The sequence below is a fragment of the Leucobacter viscericola genome, assembly GCF_011299575.1.
Taxonomy (GTDB): domain Bacteria; phylum Actinomycetota; class Actinomycetes; order Actinomycetales; family Microbacteriaceae; genus Leucobacter; species Leucobacter viscericola.
The window spans coordinates 3,118,314-3,135,095 of sequence record NZ_CP049863.1 but is presented as its reverse complement, the minus strand read 5'-3'; the positions used below and the strand labels follow the sequence as shown (position 1 = coordinate 3,135,095).

Sequence of the window (16,782 nt, the reverse complement as noted above, 5' to 3'; positions counted from 1 at the left end):
AGAGAGTAAAACACCTTAGTGGAGACCACGCAAGCTTGACTTGCTGGTTTCCTCAAATTGGATATAATTTCCCACATGGAGAAAAAGGGACGCAACGCGAGAAATATTGGGCCAATGAGTCTGGCCATTGCCGCTGAACTCCGAGCAGCAATCGCTAGGGCGGGTTACAACGTAAAAATGCTCTCCGACGAGACAAGGCTCCCTTTGTCAACACTTCACAAAACCCTCAAGGGGCAGCGGGCGATTGATGTTGAAGACGTGCTTGTCATTTGCGACCATCTGGGCCTAGAACCGGGCGACATTATGAATGCGGCTGCTCAATATGCCAGGCAAAACACGACGGGCGGGCCGAGCGCTGCTCTCACGGAGGCGGTCGAGCGCAATCTTGGAAACGTCACTGTCGGACAGTTCGGGCAGAATGATCCTAGGCGCGAAAGTGTCGAGGACGACATGCTTGCTGTTGCCTCAGAACGCGATAATAACCCCAATGACGAACACGACAACTACGACGCATAATCAACGAGGAGTGAGAAGAATGAAGTTGAAGGCGTACGTTGGCGCAGTTTGTGCCGCTCTTCTATTGGCGATGCCGCTTGCGGCCTGCTCGGGTCCATCTGGGGAGATAAGCGAGGAGACCTATATCAAGCAAGTCAAAGATATCGACTCGTTCCCCGATGCAACTAGCGATCAGATCATCTACCTTGGGAAGGATCTTTGTTCGTCCTTGAGGGAAGAGTCAGGCGCTGCTGGACGAAAGAAGATGTTGGAAGAGTTTGTTGCAGGCATCGCTGAATCGAGTGGTTCCACCAGCGATGCAGAAAAGTTTGTTGAATATTCGACCGCAAAGTTTTGTCCAGAGTTCAAGTAATAATCATGCAGCTTCTCTTTGACTACGCTGAAGCGCTCGGATTGACCGTCGAGTTTGCGCCGCTGCGTGACCGTAACGGTGAGTATCGGCATGATCTGAAGCGCATTCGCCTACGTGAAGGCATGCCAGAACGTCTCGCACGCTGGACTCTCGCGCACGAACTCGGACACGCGGTATTTGGTGACGAACTAAGCATGTTTGGTCCGGCAAACGCCAAGATGGAGCGCCGCGCCGACGAATGGGCAGCACTCCTGCTGATAGATGTTGACATCTACAGGGAAGTCGAGATGCTGCGAGATGGTCATGCACCATCGATGGCGTCTGACCTTAACGTAGCGGAACGATGCGTGATCGTGTTTCAGGGACTCATGGAGCGCATCGGTGATGCGGTGTATCTCGAACCGAAGATGGGTGTCGGCCAATGGTCACGACGTATTGAGGTGGCTTAATGGCTAGGGCTTGGGTTGAGGACCGTTGGACCAAAGATGCGACGGTGACGATGCCGGATGGTACGACTCAGCGCATCAGCCCTACCCCGGCACAGTTGAAGGCGCTCAAGTCGTTGCCAGAGCATTTCAAACGGTCCAGGTTTGGTCAGGGGTCTCGGTGGGCTACGAAGTGGCGTGAGCAGCAGCCTGACGGCAGTATGAAGCCACGCTCGAAGGACTTCAAGCTACGGCGTGAGGCTGAGGCGTTCGCCGCGGAACTCGAAGACGACATCAGGACCGGGCGTTACATCGATCCGTCTCAGCGCGAGCGCCCATTCCGTGAGCTCGCCGAGGCGTGGCTGCAGTCGAAGGGCAAGATCAAGGATTCCACCTACCGCCGTTACCGCCGCGACCTCGACAACTATGTGCTCCCCCGCTGGGCGACTACCCCTATTGGTGCGATCAAGCGTGAAGACGTTGACGCGTGGGTGCAGCAGCTTCGTGACGGCGTAGCAAAGTTCGAGTTCTCTGACAGCAAGCATGTGAACAAGAAGAAACGCAAGTCAGGGAAGCTGTCGGCAGCTTCTATTGACGCGATTGTTGGCGTGACGTTCGGTTCCCCGCTTCGCTACGCCACTGCGCAGGGTTGGATAGGACGAAACCCCATCGTCGGTATCGAGCTACCGCGGGATGAGAAGCTTGATGATGAGATCCCGTACCTGACGTACGAGGACGTTGAGAAGCTCGCTGCCGCTGCCAAGAGCCTCACAAAGCGTGCTGACGATGCAGCACTCGTGCATCTGCTCTGCTATTCAGGCCCTCGCATTGGGGAAGCGACCGCGCTACAGGTGCGTGACCTCGATCTCACCCAAGGTCGTGCTCGCATTAATCGGACCTGGACAGTGGACCGTGAAGGGAAGCGGAAGCTCGGCCCGCCGAAGACGTGGGAGAAGCGTTGGATACCGTTGCCGTCGTTCCTCATCGCCGAGCTCACGACGCTGTGTGAGAACAGGGCAGATGATGACTACGTGTTCCAAACGGCGCGAGGTGAGGCGGTCAATGATCGCAACTGGTACAACCGGGTATGGAAGCCGATTCGCTCGGAGACCGCAGCCGAGAAGTTGAGGGTTCACGACATGCGGCACGTCGCAGCATCGCTCTCAATTGCCGCAGGTGCCGATGTGAAGCTGGTTCAGCAGATGCTGGGACACAAGGACGCAAACGAGACTTTGAACACGTACGCGCACTTGTGGCCGTCGAAGATCGGCGAAGTGATTTCGCTCGTGGAGGCTCGCCGCAAGAAAGCGATCGCTGCGGCTGCGTGATTTCCCATGTTAACCAAATGACAACCAAACCCGGTTTGAACGTCTTGCAGAAACAGCAAAGCCCCAGAACTCCGTTGATATTTCAACGATGTTCCGGGGCATTTTGTCGGGCTGACAGGATTTGAACCTGCGACCCCTTGACCCCCAGTCAAGTGCGCTACCAAGCTGCGCCACAGCCCGTTGTTATTCGCTCAGAAACTCACCGGAGTGCGTTCCTGGCCGAAGCAACCCCTCTATCTTACCCACATCCTGAGACCTCATTTGACCACCGGCGCAAACGAGTGGGTTGCGACCTGAAAGTTGCGCTAACGCCCCCCCTCCTCCCGAGGTCGCGACGGGCAGCACCGCGCTCCATCAACACCCTCTGCAAGACTGTGTGCCCCTCCAGACACGTAGCCCGCTCACGAACAAAAAAAACACGCCTCGAGGCCCGCTGCGCCGGTGCGACGTAGCGGCGATCCTCGCCAGAGTCAGCTACTCGTTGTGCACCGCATCGTGATCCGGCTCCGAGCCAAAGACAAAACTCCGCCCGGTCACTGCCGTCGCCTCAATTCGAACAAACACACGCTTCACCGTCGGCACAAAAGGCTTGAGCGGCAGCAGTTCCGCCGCTGCGATCTCAGCTTCAGTTTCAAGGGCGCGAGCCCGACCGCGCAGCACAACACTCCACCCGGAGGTTTCGCCAAACGAGTCCACCTCAAACACCACGGAGCTGTTCACCGTCAGCTCACTGAGTTTGCTGCCGGGGGCAGTGCGAAACACAACGGTGTCACCATCAACCACAAAATTGATGGGCACAATATCGACCACGTCACCGACACTGGTAACGAGACGTCCGACGCGCTGCGTCGCCAGGTGCTCCCAACATTCTGTGTCGCTAAGAACAGTGATGGGGCCAGAAGAGGGGTTCATGCTCTTATTCTGGCGCGATCCGCCCCGATTGGGAAGAACTTTCCAACAGCTAGGATTGGGGCATGAGCGAAGAACTCCCTCCTTGCCCCAAATGCGGCAGCGTTTACAGTTACGAGATGGGCGCGCTGCTCGTCTGCCCGAGTGCGCACACGAGTGGGCACCCGAGTCGGCGGAGGCTGAAACAGAAGAGACTGACGCGCCAATCCGGGATGCAGTTGGCAACGTTTTGCAAGACGGTGACGCGGTCACCATCGCCAAAGATCTGAAGGTCAAGGGTGGCGGCACGCTCAAGGCCGGCACCAAGGTCAAGAGCATCCGCCTCATCAACGGGGTCGACGGTCACGACATCGACTGCAAGGTCGACGGCTTTGGCCCGATGCAGCTCAAGTCCAGCGTCGTAAAGAAGGCGTAATTCCTTCTCGCTTTTCGGCACCGGCAGTTACTCTAGAGCCATGAGCGACCTTCGAAACCCCGGTGATGCTTGGGTCACCGCTGCCGACGGCGCACAATACTGGGGGCGTTTCGGCGCCGCCGGGCTCCTGGCTTACGACCGCTCCCGTGACGCGATCCTGCTGCAGCACCGAGTCACCTGGAGCGATCACGGCGACACCTGGGGCATCCCGGGCGGCGCCCTCCACGAACACGAATCGGCGGTCGACGCGGCAATCCGTGAGGCTCAAGAAGAAGCGGGTGTGCCCGATAACGCGGTGATCCCGCGTTACACACACGTGCTAGATCGAGGCGGGTGGCGCTACACAACCCTCGTTGCGGAGGTCGCGACCGAGTTCGAGCCAGAAATCACCGATGCCGAGAGTCACGCCCTCGCCTGGGTGCAGCTCGACGAGGTTGAGCAGCACCCGCTGCACCCGGCGTTCGCCGCGAGTTGGCCGATCCTGCGCCCCCTGCTTCGCACCACGCCGGTCGTGGTCGTCGACGCCGCCAATGTCATAGGCAGTGTGCCCAATGGCTGGTGGAAGGATCGCCGCGCCGCTGCCGAAGGTCTGCGTAATCGCATCGACGCCCTTGCATCAAGCGGGCGAGGTATCCGCTCGGGCTTTCTAGACCTCCCCGAAACAGTCGTGCCCGGCCTCGATCTCACCTACCCAGAGTGGGTCATGGTTGTTGAGGGAGCCGCGCGGGGTATCGCGGACGGGGAACGCGTACGGGTTGTTTCGGCACCGGAGCTGGGCGATGACGAGATAGTGGCACAGGTGGAGCAATTGACGGCGGCCGGTGCCGTGTCAACAGTCGTCACGAGCGACGTCGAACTCAAAACGCGTTGCCTTGCCGCGGGAGCAGCGACAACCCGCAGCGTCAGTAAGCTGTTGCGGTTGCTCCCCGAGGTGGCCGGGGCAACTGAGGATCAAGTTGCTGCGCCCGACGCCGCAGCGCAGCCGTAACCCCAAACACGATCAGCCCCTGGCCAAGCGTGTAGGTGAGCATCACCAGACCGCTCGTCCAGTCGGGCATCATCTCGGGTGTAAAAATGCGGAACGCGAGAATAGCGTCCGATGCCAAAAACCAGGCCCCTCCCCACGCCACAACGGTTCCGCAGCGTGAAGCGACCGCGGCCGTGCCAACAAGCAACAGACCGTAAACGCTGACTGGAATAGTGAGCGCACCCGTGTGCGGCAGCAGCAGCGCCATGAGCACCCCATACGCGAGTACGTACACAATCGCCCACATCGGAAATCGGCGCACTTGCAGCCCGCGTCCGCGCAGCATCAGCACCATGTACCCCACGTGTGCCAGCCCGAAACAGAGCAGCATCATCGGCAGAGGGTCCTCGAACATCGGAAAGAAGACGGAAGCCCCGTCGCCGAGCCACGAGAACAGGATCGCCGCGAGCAGCAACACCATCTCGCCACGGGGCCAGGGGCGAAGACTCGCCGTGACCCAAACCGCGGCGAGCGCCAGCGCTGGCATCAGCATCAGCTTGGTCGGTGCATCTACTGGCAGATCAAAAAACCGGGCGACGACGTGCACAACAGACACCACAATGTATGGCGTAAATGCCAGCCAGGGCCGTATCGAACCAGGCATCATTCCGTCTCCGTTCAGCGGTGAACTCACTCCTCCACGTTACAACCCGTGCGCCGACTCTCCCCCGCTAGATTCCGACGAGTATGCCGTCTTCGTCGCACCACACAGTAGCACCGGGCAAAAACTCTACGCCGCCGATTTCGACGGGCACGTCAACCTCCCCCTCGCCGGTCTTTGTCGACTTTGCGGGGTTCGACCCGAGGGCTTTCACTCCGATCGGAAGCGTTCCGATCGCCACCCGGTCACGAATCGCGCCGTTCACAATGAGCCCAGCCCAGTCGTTGTCGGCAGCGAGCGCCGCAATGATGTCGCCGACGAGCGCTGTCTGCAGTGAGCCGCCACCATCGATCACCAGCACCGCACCGTCACCCGGCGTCGACAGCAGGCTCTTGAGCAGTGCGTTGTCTTGAAAGCACTTTACCGTGCGCACTGTGCCGCTGAACCCGGTCACGCCGCCAATATTCTGAAACTGCAGCGCTACCGATTCCAATTCTTCGCCGCGCTCGTCATAGAGGTCTGCGGTGCTGATCTGGGCCATGTCTGGTCTTCCCTTCCGATCCCACAGCCGACTGGCTCCGGGGGCAGAACCCACGCTACCTGTTACCACCGACATTCGGCAGGGTCGCTCTGAAAACTTGCGTCACATTCGAACGTAATGTACAAAAGTACATGTACGAATGTACAGCTTGCGGACCTATCGCGCGCCGCCACACCCAGTCCTGAAGGAATCGCCATGTCAACAGCCCCGACCGCTCGTAGGCGGCGCGATCCCGAAGCACGCCGCCGCGAAATTCTTACCGCAGCAGCAGAGCTGATCATCGAAAACGGTGCCGCGGCGGTCACCCACCGCGCGATCGCAGCGCGAGCAGGGGTTCCCCTGGGCTCCACCACGCAGTATTTCAGCTCCATCGACGAGCTCCGCGAGGCAGCGCTCCAGCAACTCGCGACCGAGATTGATAACGAACTCGAAAAAGTAAAGAGCTACGTTGCCGACATAGAAACGGCCCCCGAAAGGATCGTGGCCGAACTCTCCGATTTCCTTTGTGATTCACGGGCGGTGCAGGCAGAAATAGCCCTCACCACAGCGGGCACCACCGATCCTCGACTCCGCGAGTTGGCCCTTCGCTGGGGAGATCGCCTCACCGACATGCTGGCCGAACAAATCGGACGAACTCGCGCAACCGCCATCTCCGTTTACCTCGACGGCGCCACAATCCACGCGGGTCTTCACGACACTCCTCTGAGTGCCGCCGAGCTCACGGCCACAATCAGCGCTCTCGCAACGATGCCGCTCCCCGATTAGGCGCCCGCACCACAGCCCAGATCGCACCCGCCACACCCATCGAATAGCCCGAAAGGCCCACAGATGTCCGCCCGCTCCGACAACCCGTCAGCGAACACGCTCAGCGCTCCTCCTGCTCCACTGAGCCGCGCGAGAAGATGGGCCGCACTCGCGGTGCTCACCGCGAGCCTGCTCGTCATCACCATGGACATGACGATCCTGAACATCGCACTCCCCGAGATGGCGGCAGAGCTTCACCCGACCTCGGACCAGCAGCTGTGGATCGTCGACATCTACTCACTCGTGCTCGCCGGCCTGCTCGTCTCCTTCGCGGCCATCGCCGACCGCTGGGGCCGCAAGCGCATGCTCATGGTCGGCTACTCGATTTTTGCGGCGGCCTCACTCCTCGTGCTGTTAGCGACCAGCGCCGAGGGTGTCATCGCGATTCGCGCGATCCTCGGAGTTGGCGGCGCGATGATCATGCCGGTGACCCTCTCGTTGATCCGCATCATTTTCACCGACGCCAAGGAGCGCGCCACCGCACTCAGCATTTGGGCGGCGGTATCGGGCCTCGGTGCGGCCGTTGGCCCGCTCGTCGGAGGATTACTGCTCGAACACTTCTCGTGGCACGCGGCCTTCCTCATCAACGTGCCGCTCATGCTCGCGGGTGTCATTGCCGGAATCTGGATCCTGCCCGAATCAAGGGTCGCGAAACCGGGAAAGCTGGACCCACTCGCCGTCATTCTTTCTCTCGCGGGCATGACACTGCTGGTCTGGGCAATCAAGACGTTCGGCAAGGAGGCAACCTTCGCCTCGCCCGCGCTCATCGGGTTCGGGATCGGCGCCGCCCTCCTCGCCTGGTTCATTGTGCGCTGCCTGCGCAGCCCTGAGCCCCTGCTAGATCTGCGACTCTTCCGCAATCGCGAGTTCTCCGCTGGAATCATCGCGGCCCTCGGCTCGACTTTCGCCATGGTCGCCGCGTTGCTGCTCATTGCGCAGTGGATGCAGCTTGTCGACGGCGCCTCTCCAGTAGAGGCGGGCGTCAGGCTCTTCCCGGTGGCTATCGCGGGCGCCATCGCCTCGCTCACAGCACCTCCGCTCGCCCGCGTCATTGGCGCACGCGCCGTGCTCGCGGGTGGCGTTGGCCTCGCGGGCATCGGCATGCTGCTCGTTGGTGCGCAACCGGGTGAGCTCACCAACGTCACCGTGCTCATCGCGCTGACCCTCGTGGGAGCGGGCACAGGATCCCTCGCGATCGGATCCGCCATGATTATGCAGGGCTCCCCCGAAGAGAAGGCTGGCAATGCTGGTGCGCTCGAGGAGACTTCTTACGAGCTGGGGGCTGTGCTCGGTGTCGCGATCCTCGGCAGTATCGCGGCGCTCTTGTACCGCTCTGAATTTACCGCCTCTGGTTTGCTCGATGGCCTCAAGCCCGAGCTCGCAACTCAGTCGCGGGAATCGCTGGGGGCCGCCGTGGCGATATCCGACAACCTCGGGCTCCCCGACCTGGCTCAGGGCGCAGGAGTCGCGTTTACCCACGCGCTGCAGACCACTGGCCTTGTGGGCGGCGCACTGATGCTGGCGGTTGCGGTTGTCGTGTTCTTGACGGCCCCGAAGGGCACGACCCTTACGGGTTCGCACTAGCGAACCCGGTACCGGGGTACGACCTGGCCGGTACTCCGGCAGGACGCGTGGCACCCCCGGTCGCACGTAGTTTTGTTGGTATGAGGATCGAACAGATCCAGAACTACCAACAGAGAGGAACATCATGACTACCACGACGTTCGCAGCAATCGAGGCCACCGCTGACACCAGCACCATGTCTACACCGGCCGCAGAGCCAACCGCGCCTTCTGCTCCCGGTGCTGACTTCGCTGCTACGCAGGCAACGGAGCCCACCCCCGCACCCGCGCCAACCGCCGCCTCAAACCGCGGCTTCGCCATCACGAGCTTCGTGCTCGGGATCGCCTCAGTGGTCGCCGGCTGGACCTTCGTGGCACCGATTATCGGCTTCGTTCTCGGCATGCTTGCGCTGCGGCGAGGCACGTCTGAGCGCACGCTCGCACTCTGGGGCGTCTGGATCAACGGCGTGATCCTTGGGCTGGCAGCGATCGGCATCCTGTTCGCCACGACTCTGATTGGCGCCGGACTCCTCACGTTGCCGATCTTCTTCGCGTAAGCGGGGAAGGCAACCCCGCAGACACTTTACGAGAGGAAGAACTGATGCAGGTATCAATGTTGCGGCTCGCGCTGCTCGGGGGAACCGCGGCCGCTACCGCCCTGTTACTCGTCGCGGGCGGTACGCTTCAGCCGCAGGATCCCCACGTCGACAACCTTGCCCAGGTATCGGCCTCGACCCCTGGAAACGTGACCACGGAACAGCTCGGACCCGTCTAGGCCGTCTCGCCCCCTCTGCCCTTTCTGCCCATCCCCCTTCCTACCCCGCCCCCTCCGCCCCCCTCCGTCCCCAGGATTTTGGGGTCAGTTTCTGGTACCAAAACGCTATTTAGTGCCAGAAACTGACCCGAGGTTTGATAGAAAATCCCGGGGACGTAGCTGAGTGTGTTTCCTCCACAGGTGGCGAGAACCGTCGGTCACCAGCCAAAGTTGGGGATAACTCATAATCGAGGCGCAGAGCTGACAATCTGGGCGTTATGTCCCGTCCAGTCGCACCCCTGCCAAAGGGCCTGAATGAGGTCCTCTCTGCCGCCGAAGCGGAATCAGCTGGCATTTCCGGGCGACGCCTCAAACACCCGGATATTGTACGCATCACCCGCGGTATCTATCGACGCATCGACCCAGAGAGAACACTCGATCAGGGGCAACCTGAATCAGGGCTGGAAATCTCGAACTTCCTCAAGAGAAAGTCGGAGTGGCAAGAGAATCAGCTTGAGTTAGCATCAGCGGTGAGTCGCCACATGCCTCCGAAACACTTCTTCTGTATTCGTACCGCCGCCCTCTTGTGGAAGCTTCCTACCTTTCAAGACCTCAATGAAAACCTCGACATCGCATGCCTCAGCCCGAACCGCCCCCTGCGGCGGCAGGGCTTCAATGCCAGAAGGATCGATCCGCGCCTGGCGACAGTTGTGAAGCTAGCGAGGTCCGGGATCCTCGTCACGGATCCCACTTCAACCTGGGCCATGCACGCCGACGTTCTTCCGCTGGGTGATCTGGTCGCGCTCGGCGATGCCGTCATCCGTCACCGCCGGATTCCAGGAACCACCCGCCTCGAGCGCCCACCACTTGCAGACCTGGCGGACCTGGAGAAAATGGTGGCCGTGGGGCGCCGCCACGGAATTGACCGTTTGCGTCAGGCGTTACCACTACTCTCGACGAAGAGTGCCTCCGTACCCGAGAGCCATCTGCGTCTGGAACTAGAACCGTGGGGCCTACCCAAGGTAGAGCTTGATTACGACGTGTATGACGGAAGCGGTCGCCTGCTCGGGTGCAGCGAGTTTGCGTTTCCCAAATACAAACTCGCCCTCGAATACGAGGGAATTGACCACCGCACAAAGACGGCACAGTGGAACCGCGACATCGAAAAGTATCGGGACTACACCCAAGCGGGCTGGGAAGCGATCAGAGTCACGTCCGAGCTGCTGTACACCAAACAGTGGAAGCTGCGCGCTCAGATCATAGAAGCCCTGCGCCGCCGAGGCTGGACAGGCTGAGTCCGCACGCCGTCAGCCTGACACACACCAAAAGTTGGGGTCAGTTTCTGGCGCTAAAACGTGTTTTAGTACCAGAAACTGACCCCAACTCGCAACGCAGAGCTAGACCCAGGCGAACACTAGCGACGCAGGCGCTTCTCGCGGATGCGCATGTTGATCACGATCGGGCTGCCCTCGAAACCGTAGGTTTCGCGCAGGCGGCGCGTGATGAAGCGGCGGTATCCCGGGTCAAGGAAGCCCGAGGTGAAGAGCACAAACGTCGGCGGACGGTTCTGCACCTGCGTGCCGAACAGAATGCGCGGCTGCTTGCCACCTCGCAGCGGGTGCGGGAATTCCTGCACCAGCTCGGCAACAAAGCCGTTGAACTTGGCGGTCGGGATCCGCGTATCCCACGAATCAAGCGCCATCTCGAGCGCGGGCACCAACTTCTCAAGGTGGCGTCCCGTACGAGCCGAGATGTTTACGCGCGGCGCCCACTCAACGTGAGCCAGATCCTGTTCGATCTCACGCTCGAGGTAACGACGGCGCTCGTCGTCAAGCAGATCCCACTTGTTGAAGGCCAGCACAAGCGCGCGACCCGATTCAAGCACCAGATCGATGATGCGCAGATCCTGGTCACTGATCGACTCGGTGACATCGATCAGCACAACAGCGACCTCGGCCTTTTCAAGCGCGGCGGCGGTGCGCAGCGACGCGTAGAAATCGGCGCCCTTCTGCATGTGCACACGACGGCGGATACCGGCTGTGTCGACGAAGGTCCACACGCGGCCAGCGATCTCCACCTGCTCGTCAACCGGGTCACGTGTAGTGCCGGCGATATCGCTGACAACCGCACGCTCTTCACCAGCGGCCTTGTTGAGCAGGCTGGACTTGCCCACGTTCGGGCGACCGAGCAGCGCCACGCGGCGCGGGCCCAGCAGCTTCGGCTGTGCGACAGCCGACTCGTCGGGCAGCACGGCGATGACCTGATCGAGCAAGTCGGCAACACCACGACCGTGCAGAGCGGAGACGGCATGCGGCTCCCCCAGCCCGAGCGACCACAGCTGCGCGGCCTCGGGGTCGAGCACGGCATCGTCGACCTTGTTCGCGACGAGGAAGACCGGCTTGTCGGTGCGGCGCAGCAACTGCACCACACGCTCGTCGGTCGCGGTCGGGCCAACGCGCGAGTCGACCACAAACATGACGACGTCGCAGAGTTCAATGGCGACCTCGGCCTGCAGTGCGACCGAAGCATCGATGCCCTTTGCATCGGGCTCCCAGCCACCGGTATCAACCAGGGAGAAGCGAATGCCGTTCCACTCGGCGGGGTACGTCACGCGGTCGCGCGTCACACCGGGCACGTCTTCGACAACGGCCTCGCGGCGGCCGAGAATACGGTTGACCAGCGCCGACTTGCCAACGTTCGGACGGCCCACGATTGCGACGACCGGCAGCGCCTCAGAGGTTGGCTCACGGAAACCCAGGAACTCACCGTCTTCACCGATGATCGCGATGTCGTCGTCCTCGAGTTCAAACGCGTCGAGGTTCGAGCGCATCGCGCGCAGGCGCTCCTCGTCGGTCACCGAGTCGTCGAAGTCTTCGCCCACAATCACGTCGTCAGACTCAATGTCTTCAACGACGTAGCTGTCGGCAATATCAATAACCTCAGGCCCATCCTGCTCGGCACCCGTTCCGGGCTTTTGCTCGCTCATTTTTCGCTCTCTTCCGCAGCGGTCGATTGCGCCGACTGCACCACATCAATGACAGCCTGAACTGACTGCCCAAAATCCAACTCGCTCGTGTCAATGAGCGTCACCCCGGGGGCGGGGTTCATGAAGTCAACGACCAATACGTCTTTCGCGTCACGAGCAATAATGTCTGCCAGCACCTGCCCATGATCCGCGCCAGGCATCTCACCAGCGCGGCGCGCGGCGCGCACCTCGGGCGAAGCCGTCATCAAAATCCGCACGGGCGCATCGGGTGCGACGACAGTCGTAATGTCACGCCCCTCGATCACCACGCCGGGCAGCTCCGACTCCGCAACGATCCGGCGGAACATCTCGTTGAGTCGATCCCGAACCGCTGGGTGCTTCGACACACGCGACACCTGACCACTGATGGCAGGATCCCGAATCGCATCGGTCACATCGTGCCCTTTGACTCCGATAGCGGCCGGAAGCACCACCTCAATGGCGGGCTCTCCAACCAGAGTCGTCACGTAGCCCCAGCTTTCGATGAGCTCCGCGACCAGCACCTCGTCGTCGAGATCGATGTCACTTTCGAGCGCCGCCCACGCAAGCGCGCGGTACGCGGCGCCGGTGTCGAGGATCCCAAACCCGAGCTGTTCAGCGGCCGCACGCGACACACTCGATTTGCCACTGCCAGCCGGTCCATCAATCGCGACAAGGATCGGCGCGGCCGCGCCAGAACCGTCAGTGTTCACAGCATCATTCACAGCGTCCTCCATCCGCGTTCGACGAGATCCGTAACCGCACGTTCGGCGACCTCCGGCAGCACCGCGATCTCCGCGAAGCCGATTTGCGCACCTGGCGAGTGCTCAAGACGCAAGTCTTCCATATTAATGCCCAGTTCTCCGAGTTCGGTGAGCAAGCGGCCAAGCTGACCCGGCGTATCGTCGATCAGCACCATGATCGAAGTGAAGCGCTCCGACGATCCGTGCTTGCCAGGAATGCGCGCAACGCCCCGGTTCCCCGAAGACAGCAGGTCGGCAATGCGCCGCTTCGCTCCAGTCTGCTCGGGGTCGCGCAGCGCATCGGCAAAGCTGGCAAGATCTTTTCCAAACGCGTCGAGCAGCTCTACCACCGGCGCACGATTCGCTCCGAGAATCTGCACCCACAGCTCGGGATCGCTCGAGGCAATGCGGGTCGTATCGCGCAGGCCAGCACCGGCCAAGCCCACCGCCTGCTCACTCGCGGGAATCAACCGCGCCGCCAGCAGGCTCGAAACGACCTGCGGCAGGTGCGAAACCAGTCCGACCGATCGATCGTGTTCTTCAGGCGTCATTTCAAGCGGGGTTGCGCCGAGGTCGAGGGCAACGTCTTCCACGAGTGCCAGCGCCTCGGCGGGGGTCTCGTGGTCACGGCAGATGACCCAGGGGCGCGCCACAAACAGATCGGCGCGCGCCATGATCGCTCCGCCACGCTCTCGCCCAGCCATCGGGTGTGAGCCGACGTAGTTCTTGAGGTCGAGTCCGCGTCGCAGCAGTTCCAGGTACGGGGCCAGTTTGACGCTGGCAACGTCCGTGACAACGGCGTTCGGGTACGTCGTCAGCGCGCGCTCAATCACGTCGGCGGTGACATCGGGTGGGGTCGCAACAACCACAAGCGCGGGTTCGGGATCCTGCGCGGTGCGCAGCCGCCCAGCCCCGTAGTCGGCGGCGAGCGCCACGGTCGTTGGCGACTGGTCTTCGAGTGTCACGTCAACACCGCGTTCACGCAGCCCGAGCCCGACGCTCGCACCGAGCAGCCCGGCACCGATCACGTGCACCGTGCCGCGAACGCGCGCGGCGAGTGCGTTGTTGTTGCTCATTGTGAAGCTCCTTTTACGCGGCCGCGAAACCGGTCATTCTGCGCGACGAAGGAGTCGCAGAATCTACCTGGTAGATGCTGCAACTCGCAAGCGAGCGCAGCATGACAAGGGACGCTCATCGTGATCCACCCTGTCTCGGGTTACCGCGGTACCCGCCGTCGTCCGAATTGCGGCCACCGCGTCCCTGCGAGCCACCGCCTGCCCCGCTCGCGCCGCGTCGATTGTGCGGGTTGCCCTTCGCGGCGATCCCACGCATGCCACGGGCGCCCTTGCCGTCGCCGGGTCGGCCACCAGTTACGGCACCGCGGCCACGATCCTGTCGTCCACCCTGGGCGCCGCGATCCTGCCCGCGGTCATCGCCACCCGACTGCTCGGGATCCTGACCGCCTTCGTCAGCCGCAGACAGCAGCGCGCCGCGCTCACCAGCGGACAGCTCGCGCATTTCGCCAACCCGCAGCGTGCCCAGGTGCAGTGGCCCAAACTGCCGACGCACCAGCTCTTCGACCGGGTGCCCCACCTCGGCGAGCATACGCCGCACGATGCGATTGCGCCCCGAGTGCAGGGTCACCTCGATCAGCGAGTGGGTCTTGCTCGAACCGCCAGGCAACAGCTTCGCACGATCCGCCCGGATCGGTCCGTCTTTCAGCTCAACGCCGTCTCGCAGCCGCTGCAGGGCCTCCCCGGTCATCCGACCGCGCACTTTGGCGACGTAGGTCTTCTGCACACCAAAACTCGGGTGCGCAAGCTTGTGGGCGAGTTCACCGTCGTTGGTCAGGATCAGCAGGCCGCTCGTATCGGTATCGAGCCTGCCGACGTTGTAGAGCCGATCCTCAATCTCGTCCGTGAACTCACGCAGGTCGGGTCGACCGTCTTCGTCGCGCATCGTCGAGACCACACCGCGCGGCTTGTTGAGCACAAAGTAGCGCTTAGAAACATCCATCTGCACAACAACGCCGTCAACACGCACGGTGTCAGTTTCGGGGTTGATGCGAGATCCCAGCTCGCGCTGCACTTCCCCATTCACCTCGACCCGGCCGCTGGTAATCAGTGTCTCGCAGGCACGACGCGAGGCCACCCCCGCGGTGGCGAGGGCCTTCTGCAGGCGAATTCGACCGTCATCATTGTGTTCGGGTTTGGCCGAGGCAGCGCTCGGCCGATCCCACCCGAACTCGGCGAGATCCACCTCAACGTCTTCACCGTCGACGGAGAATGACCCCCCGAAATCTTCTTTAGAACTGTTCATGATCGAATCCTTCCGATCCGTCGTCGAGCAGTGGCGCAATCGGCGGCAGCTCGGAAACATCGCCAATGCCCAAGTGCCCCAGCAGGGCCTCGGAGGTTCCATACAGTGTTGCGGTGGTCTCGGCGTCCTGCCCGACCTCAGTAATGAGCCCGCGCCCAAGCAGGGTGCGCACAACCGAGTCAACGTTCACCGCGCGGATCGACGCAATCGCGCCGCGTGAGATCGGTTGCCGATACGCGATCACGGCGAGCGTCTCGAGCGCCGCCTGCGACAGCTTTGACGGCGTCTGCTGCTGCACGAAGTCCGCAACGACCGGGTCAAGGCTCTCGCGCACGTAGAAGCGGTAGCCGCCGGCGACCTCGCGCAGCTCAAAGCCACGCGGTGCTCCCGTTTCCGTGCCCTCAAAATCAGCGATCAGCGACTTGAGCGCGGCGCGCACCTCACGCACGGGGCGGTCCGTGGCCGTCGCCAGCGTCACGGCGCTGAGCGGCTCGTCGGCGACGATAAGCAGCGCTTCGAGCTGCTGCGCGAGCGAGTGGGCCTCGCGGGCGCGGCTCAGCTCGGTCGAGGGCTCTCCGAGTTCCTCGGAATCGATCTCCAGCACGTCAGTGGCGCTTTTCACATCAGTCACGGTTCTATCAGTCATAGTCGCTCCCCAGTGTTGCAAGTTCATCGTCGGACCAGCTTTCGCCGACCCACTGCACGCTCAGTTCTCCCAGCGGTTCGGCCTGCTCGAAACTCACCGCGGCGCGTCGATACAGCTCGAGGATCGCGAGAAACCTCGCAACGATCACCCCTCGCTCCGAGACACCAGCGATCAGTTCCCGAAAGCGATGCACACCGCCGGATCGCAGCGCCGACACCACGATGGCCGCCTGCTCGCGAATCGACACGAGCGGCGCGTGCAGGTGGTCAAGGCCCACGGTGGGGATCTCGCGCGGCGCAAACGCCAACATCGCGATCGCCGCAAAATCTTCTGCTGACAGGCTCCACACCAGCTCGGGAGTTTGTTCTCGATACTTTGCGTCGAGCGGCACCAATCGCGGGTGCCGCGTCTCCTCGGCTTCAAGCTGCCGTTTGAACCAGTCGCTCGCCTGTTTGAAGGCGCGGTACTGCAGCAGACGCGCAAAGAGCAGATCCCGCGCTTCGAGCAGGGCAATATCTTCGGCGTCCACGACTTCGCCCTGCGGCAACAGGCTGGCAATCTTCAGGTCGAGCAGCGTCGCTGCGACCACCAGAAACTCGGAGGCGCGGTCGAGCAGCTCGATCCCCTCCCCCTCGAGCGTCGCCAGATAGGCAATGAACTCATCGGTCACGAGGCTCAGCGCGACCTCGGTGATGTCAAGCTCGTGCTTACCGATGAGGTTTAGGAGCAGGTCGAAAGGACCGTCAAACACCTCAAGTGTGACGTGAAACCCTGCGCCGTCCTCCACATTGGCGACGCTGTCTGCGTTGCCCACGTTTTCGTCCATTGCGACCCGC

At 61.9% G+C, this 16,782-nt stretch carries 19 protein-coding genes, 1 tRNA gene and 2 pseudogenes; 12 read left to right on the top strand and 10 right to left on the bottom strand.

The genetic code is table 11. The features are described 5' to 3' along the window. Positions 1–75: 75 nt before the first annotated feature. From G7068_RS13560 to G7068_RS13545, 4 genes are read left to right on the top strand one after another with little or no spacing between them, the layout of a single operon-like run. Positions 76–516: a helix-turn-helix domain-containing protein gene (locus G7068_RS13560; RefSeq protein WP_166292447.1), complete on the top strand. Its 441-nt coding sequence runs from the start codon at positions 76–78 to the stop codon at positions 514–516. Continuing rightward, complete coding sequence (locus tag G7068_RS13555; RefSeq protein WP_166292446.1) at positions 488–868, top strand: DUF732 domain-containing protein; 381 nt, start codon at positions 488–490, stop codon at positions 866–868. The genes G7068_RS13560 and G7068_RS13555 overlap by 29 nt, the downstream gene beginning before the upstream one ends. A 5-nt stretch (positions 869–873) precedes the next feature. Further along, positions 874–1,317 carry an ImmA/IrrE family metallo-endopeptidase gene (locus G7068_RS13550; RefSeq protein ID WP_166292445.1) on the top strand — a complete coding sequence of 148 codons (444 nt, stop codon included), beginning with the start codon at positions 874–876 and terminating at the stop codon, positions 1,315–1,317. Further along, entirely contained in the window at positions 1,317–2,621 is a 1,305-nt protein-coding gene (locus G7068_RS13545; RefSeq protein WP_166292444.1) for a tyrosine-type recombinase/integrase, read from the top strand. Before G7068_RS13550 ends, G7068_RS13545 begins: the two co-directional genes overlap by 1 nt. 106 nt (positions 2,622–2,727) lie before the next feature. On the opposite strand, the gene G7068_RS13540 is transcribed toward G7068_RS13545, so the two are convergent. Together G7068_RS13540 and G7068_RS13535 are read right to left on the bottom strand one after the other, a co-directional pair. Continuing rightward, positions 2,728–2,801 (bottom strand) — tRNA-Pro (locus G7068_RS13540). Between the two features lie 294 nt (positions 2,802–3,095). Further along, positions 3,096–3,533 carry a pyridoxamine 5'-phosphate oxidase family protein gene (locus G7068_RS13535; RefSeq protein WP_166292443.1) on the bottom strand — a complete coding sequence of 146 codons (438 nt, stop codon included), beginning with the start codon at positions 3,531–3,533 and terminating at the stop codon, positions 3,096–3,098. Positions 3,534–3,595: 62 nt separating this feature from the next. Here G7068_RS13535 and G7068_RS16680 point away from each other — a divergent pair. The 3 genes and pseudogenes from G7068_RS16680 to G7068_RS13525 form a co-directional block, all read left to right on the top strand. Further along, positions 3,596–3,643 (top strand): annotated as a pseudogene (locus tag G7068_RS16680) (hypothetical protein); the annotation flags it as partial. Further along, positions 3,625–3,945 carry a zinc ribbon domain-containing protein YjdM gene (locus G7068_RS13530; RefSeq protein ID WP_244304510.1) on the top strand — a complete coding sequence of 107 codons (321 nt, stop codon included), beginning with the start codon at positions 3,625–3,627 and terminating at the stop codon, positions 3,943–3,945. The pseudogene G7068_RS16680 and the gene G7068_RS13530, both read left to right, overlap by 19 nt. 40 nt (positions 3,946–3,985) lie before the next feature. After that, a complete protein-coding gene (locus G7068_RS13525; protein ID WP_166292442.1) occupies positions 3,986–4,933 on the top strand; it encodes an NUDIX domain-containing protein in 948 nt (315 codons plus the stop codon). On the opposite strand, the gene G7068_RS13520 is transcribed toward G7068_RS13525, so the two are convergent. Together G7068_RS13520 and rraA are read right to left on the bottom strand one after the other, a co-directional pair. Beyond that, complete coding sequence (locus tag G7068_RS13520; RefSeq protein WP_244304508.1) at positions 4,848–5,606, bottom strand: lysoplasmalogenase; 759 nt, start codon at positions 5,604–5,606, stop codon at positions 4,848–4,850. The genes G7068_RS13525 and G7068_RS13520 overlap by 86 nt on opposite strands. Positions 5,607–5,643: 37 nt before the next feature. Continuing rightward, positions 5,644–6,114 (bottom strand): ribonuclease E activity regulator RraA, encoded by a 471-nt coding sequence (rraA, locus tag G7068_RS13515; RefSeq protein WP_166292441.1) that lies wholly within the window; start codon positions 6,112–6,114, stop codon positions 5,644–5,646. 195 nt (positions 6,115–6,309) lie between these two features. Here rraA and G7068_RS13510 point away from each other — a divergent pair, with 195 nt between their 5' ends. The 5 genes from G7068_RS13510 (at position 6,310) to G7068_RS13490 (ending at position 10,529) form a co-directional block, all read left to right on the top strand. Next, entirely contained in the window at positions 6,310–6,879 is a 570-nt protein-coding gene (locus G7068_RS13510) for a TetR/AcrR family transcriptional regulator (RefSeq protein WP_166292440.1), read from the top strand. Between the two features lie 63 nt (positions 6,880–6,942). Beyond that, positions 6,943–8,502, top strand: coding sequence for an MFS transporter (locus G7068_RS13505; RefSeq protein ID WP_166292439.1), 1,560 nt, complete (start codon positions 6,943–6,945; stop codon positions 8,500–8,502). Positions 8,503–8,626: 124 nt separating this feature from the next. Beyond that, positions 8,627–9,037, top strand: a complete 411-nt coding sequence (locus tag G7068_RS13500) for a DUF4190 domain-containing protein (protein ID WP_166292438.1) — start codon at positions 8,627–8,629, stop codon at positions 9,035–9,037. 44 nt (positions 9,038–9,081) lie between these two features. Continuing rightward, complete coding sequence (locus G7068_RS13495; RefSeq protein ID WP_166292437.1) at positions 9,082–9,255, top strand: hypothetical protein; 174 nt, start codon at positions 9,082–9,084, stop codon at positions 9,253–9,255. A 257-nt stretch (positions 9,256–9,512) separates the two neighbouring features. Then, positions 9,513–10,529, top strand: coding sequence for a hypothetical protein (locus tag G7068_RS13490; protein WP_166292436.1), 1,017 nt, complete (start codon positions 9,513–9,515; stop codon positions 10,527–10,529). A gap of 119 nt (positions 10,530–10,648) precedes the next feature. On the opposite strand, the gene der is transcribed toward G7068_RS13490, so the two are convergent. From der to G7068_RS13460, 6 genes and pseudogenes are all read right to left on the bottom strand, one after another. Further along, the gene (gene der / locus G7068_RS13485) at positions 10,649–12,220 is read right to left on the bottom strand and encodes a ribosome biogenesis GTPase Der (RefSeq protein WP_166292435.1); all 1,572 of its coding nucleotides are present in this window, start codon (positions 12,218–12,220) and stop codon (positions 10,649–10,651) included. Then, positions 12,217–12,963 carry a (d)CMP kinase gene (gene cmk / locus G7068_RS13480; protein WP_341873749.1) on the bottom strand — a complete coding sequence of 249 codons (747 nt, stop codon included), beginning with the start codon at positions 12,961–12,963 and terminating at the stop codon, positions 12,217–12,219. Before cmk ends, der begins: the two co-directional genes overlap by 4 nt. Next, a complete protein-coding gene (locus G7068_RS13475) occupies positions 12,960–14,057 on the bottom strand; it encodes a prephenate dehydrogenase (protein WP_166292433.1) in 1,098 nt (365 codons plus the stop codon). The genes cmk and G7068_RS13475 overlap by 4 nt, the downstream gene beginning before the upstream one ends. A 373-nt stretch (positions 14,058–14,430) precedes the next feature. Then, a pseudogene (locus tag G7068_RS16535) lies at positions 14,431–15,165 on the bottom strand (pseudouridine synthase); the annotation flags it as partial. 121 nt (positions 15,166–15,286) lie between these two features. Then, positions 15,287–15,946, bottom strand: a complete 660-nt coding sequence (gene scpB / locus G7068_RS13465; protein ID WP_166292431.1) for an SMC-Scp complex subunit ScpB — start codon at positions 15,944–15,946, stop codon at positions 15,287–15,289. After that, entirely contained in the window at positions 15,939–16,772 is an 834-nt protein-coding gene (locus G7068_RS13460) for a segregation and condensation protein A (RefSeq protein WP_166292430.1), read from the bottom strand. Before G7068_RS13460 ends, scpB begins: the two co-directional genes overlap by 8 nt. Between the last annotated feature and the right edge of the window lie 10 nt (positions 16,773–16,782).

Excerpts from the sequence above, each read along its gene's own strand:
- G7068_RS13545 (WP_166292444.1), top strand. The coding sequence starts at position 1,317 with ATGGCTAGGGCTTGGGTTGAGGACCGTTGGACCAAAGATGCGACGGTG.
- rraA (WP_166292441.1), bottom strand. The coding sequence starts at position 6,114 with ATGGCCCAGATCAGCACCGCAGACCTCTATGACGAGCGCGGCGAAGAA.
- G7068_RS13460 (WP_166292430.1), bottom strand. The coding sequence starts at position 16,772 with ATGGACGAAAACGTGGGCAACGCAGACAGCGTCGCCAATGTGGAGGAC.
- G7068_RS13495 (WP_166292437.1), top strand. The coding sequence starts at position 9,082 with ATGCAGGTATCAATGTTGCGGCTCGCGCTGCTCGGGGGAACCGCGGCC.
- G7068_RS13535 (WP_166292443.1), bottom strand. The coding sequence starts at position 3,533 with ATGAACCCCTCTTCTGGCCCCATCACTGTTCTTAGCGACACAGAATGT.
- G7068_RS13500 (WP_166292438.1), top strand. The coding sequence starts at position 8,627 with ATGACTACCACGACGTTCGCAGCAATCGAGGCCACCGCTGACACCAGC.
- G7068_RS13510 (WP_166292440.1), top strand. The coding sequence starts at position 6,310 with ATGTCAACAGCCCCGACCGCTCGTAGGCGGCGCGATCCCGAAGCACGC.
- G7068_RS13550 (WP_166292445.1), top strand. The coding sequence starts at position 874 with ATGCAGCTTCTCTTTGACTACGCTGAAGCGCTCGGATTGACCGTCGAG.
- der (WP_166292435.1), bottom strand. The coding sequence starts at position 12,220 with ATGAGCGAGCAAAAGCCCGGAACGGGTGCCGAGCAGGATGGGCCTGAG.
- G7068_RS13560 (WP_166292447.1), top strand. The coding sequence starts at position 76 with ATGGAGAAAAAGGGACGCAACGCGAGAAATATTGGGCCAATGAGTCTG.
- G7068_RS13525 (WP_166292442.1), top strand. The coding sequence starts at position 3,986 with ATGAGCGACCTTCGAAACCCCGGTGATGCTTGGGTCACCGCTGCCGAC.
- G7068_RS13530 (WP_244304510.1), top strand. The coding sequence starts at position 3,625 with ATGCGGCAGCGTTTACAGTTACGAGATGGGCGCGCTGCTCGTCTGCCC.
- G7068_RS13505 (WP_166292439.1), top strand. The coding sequence starts at position 6,943 with ATGTCCGCCCGCTCCGACAACCCGTCAGCGAACACGCTCAGCGCTCCT.
- G7068_RS13475 (WP_166292433.1), bottom strand. The coding sequence starts at position 14,057 with ATGAGCAACAACAACGCACTCGCCGCGCGCGTTCGCGGCACGGTGCAC.
- G7068_RS13490 (WP_166292436.1), top strand. The coding sequence starts at position 9,513 with ATGTCCCGTCCAGTCGCACCCCTGCCAAAGGGCCTGAATGAGGTCCTC.
- scpB (WP_166292431.1), bottom strand. The coding sequence starts at position 15,946 with ATGACTGATAGAACCGTGACTGATGTGAAAAGCGCCACTGACGTGCTG.
- G7068_RS13555 (WP_166292446.1), top strand. The coding sequence starts at position 488 with ATGACGAACACGACAACTACGACGCATAATCAACGAGGAGTGAGAAGA.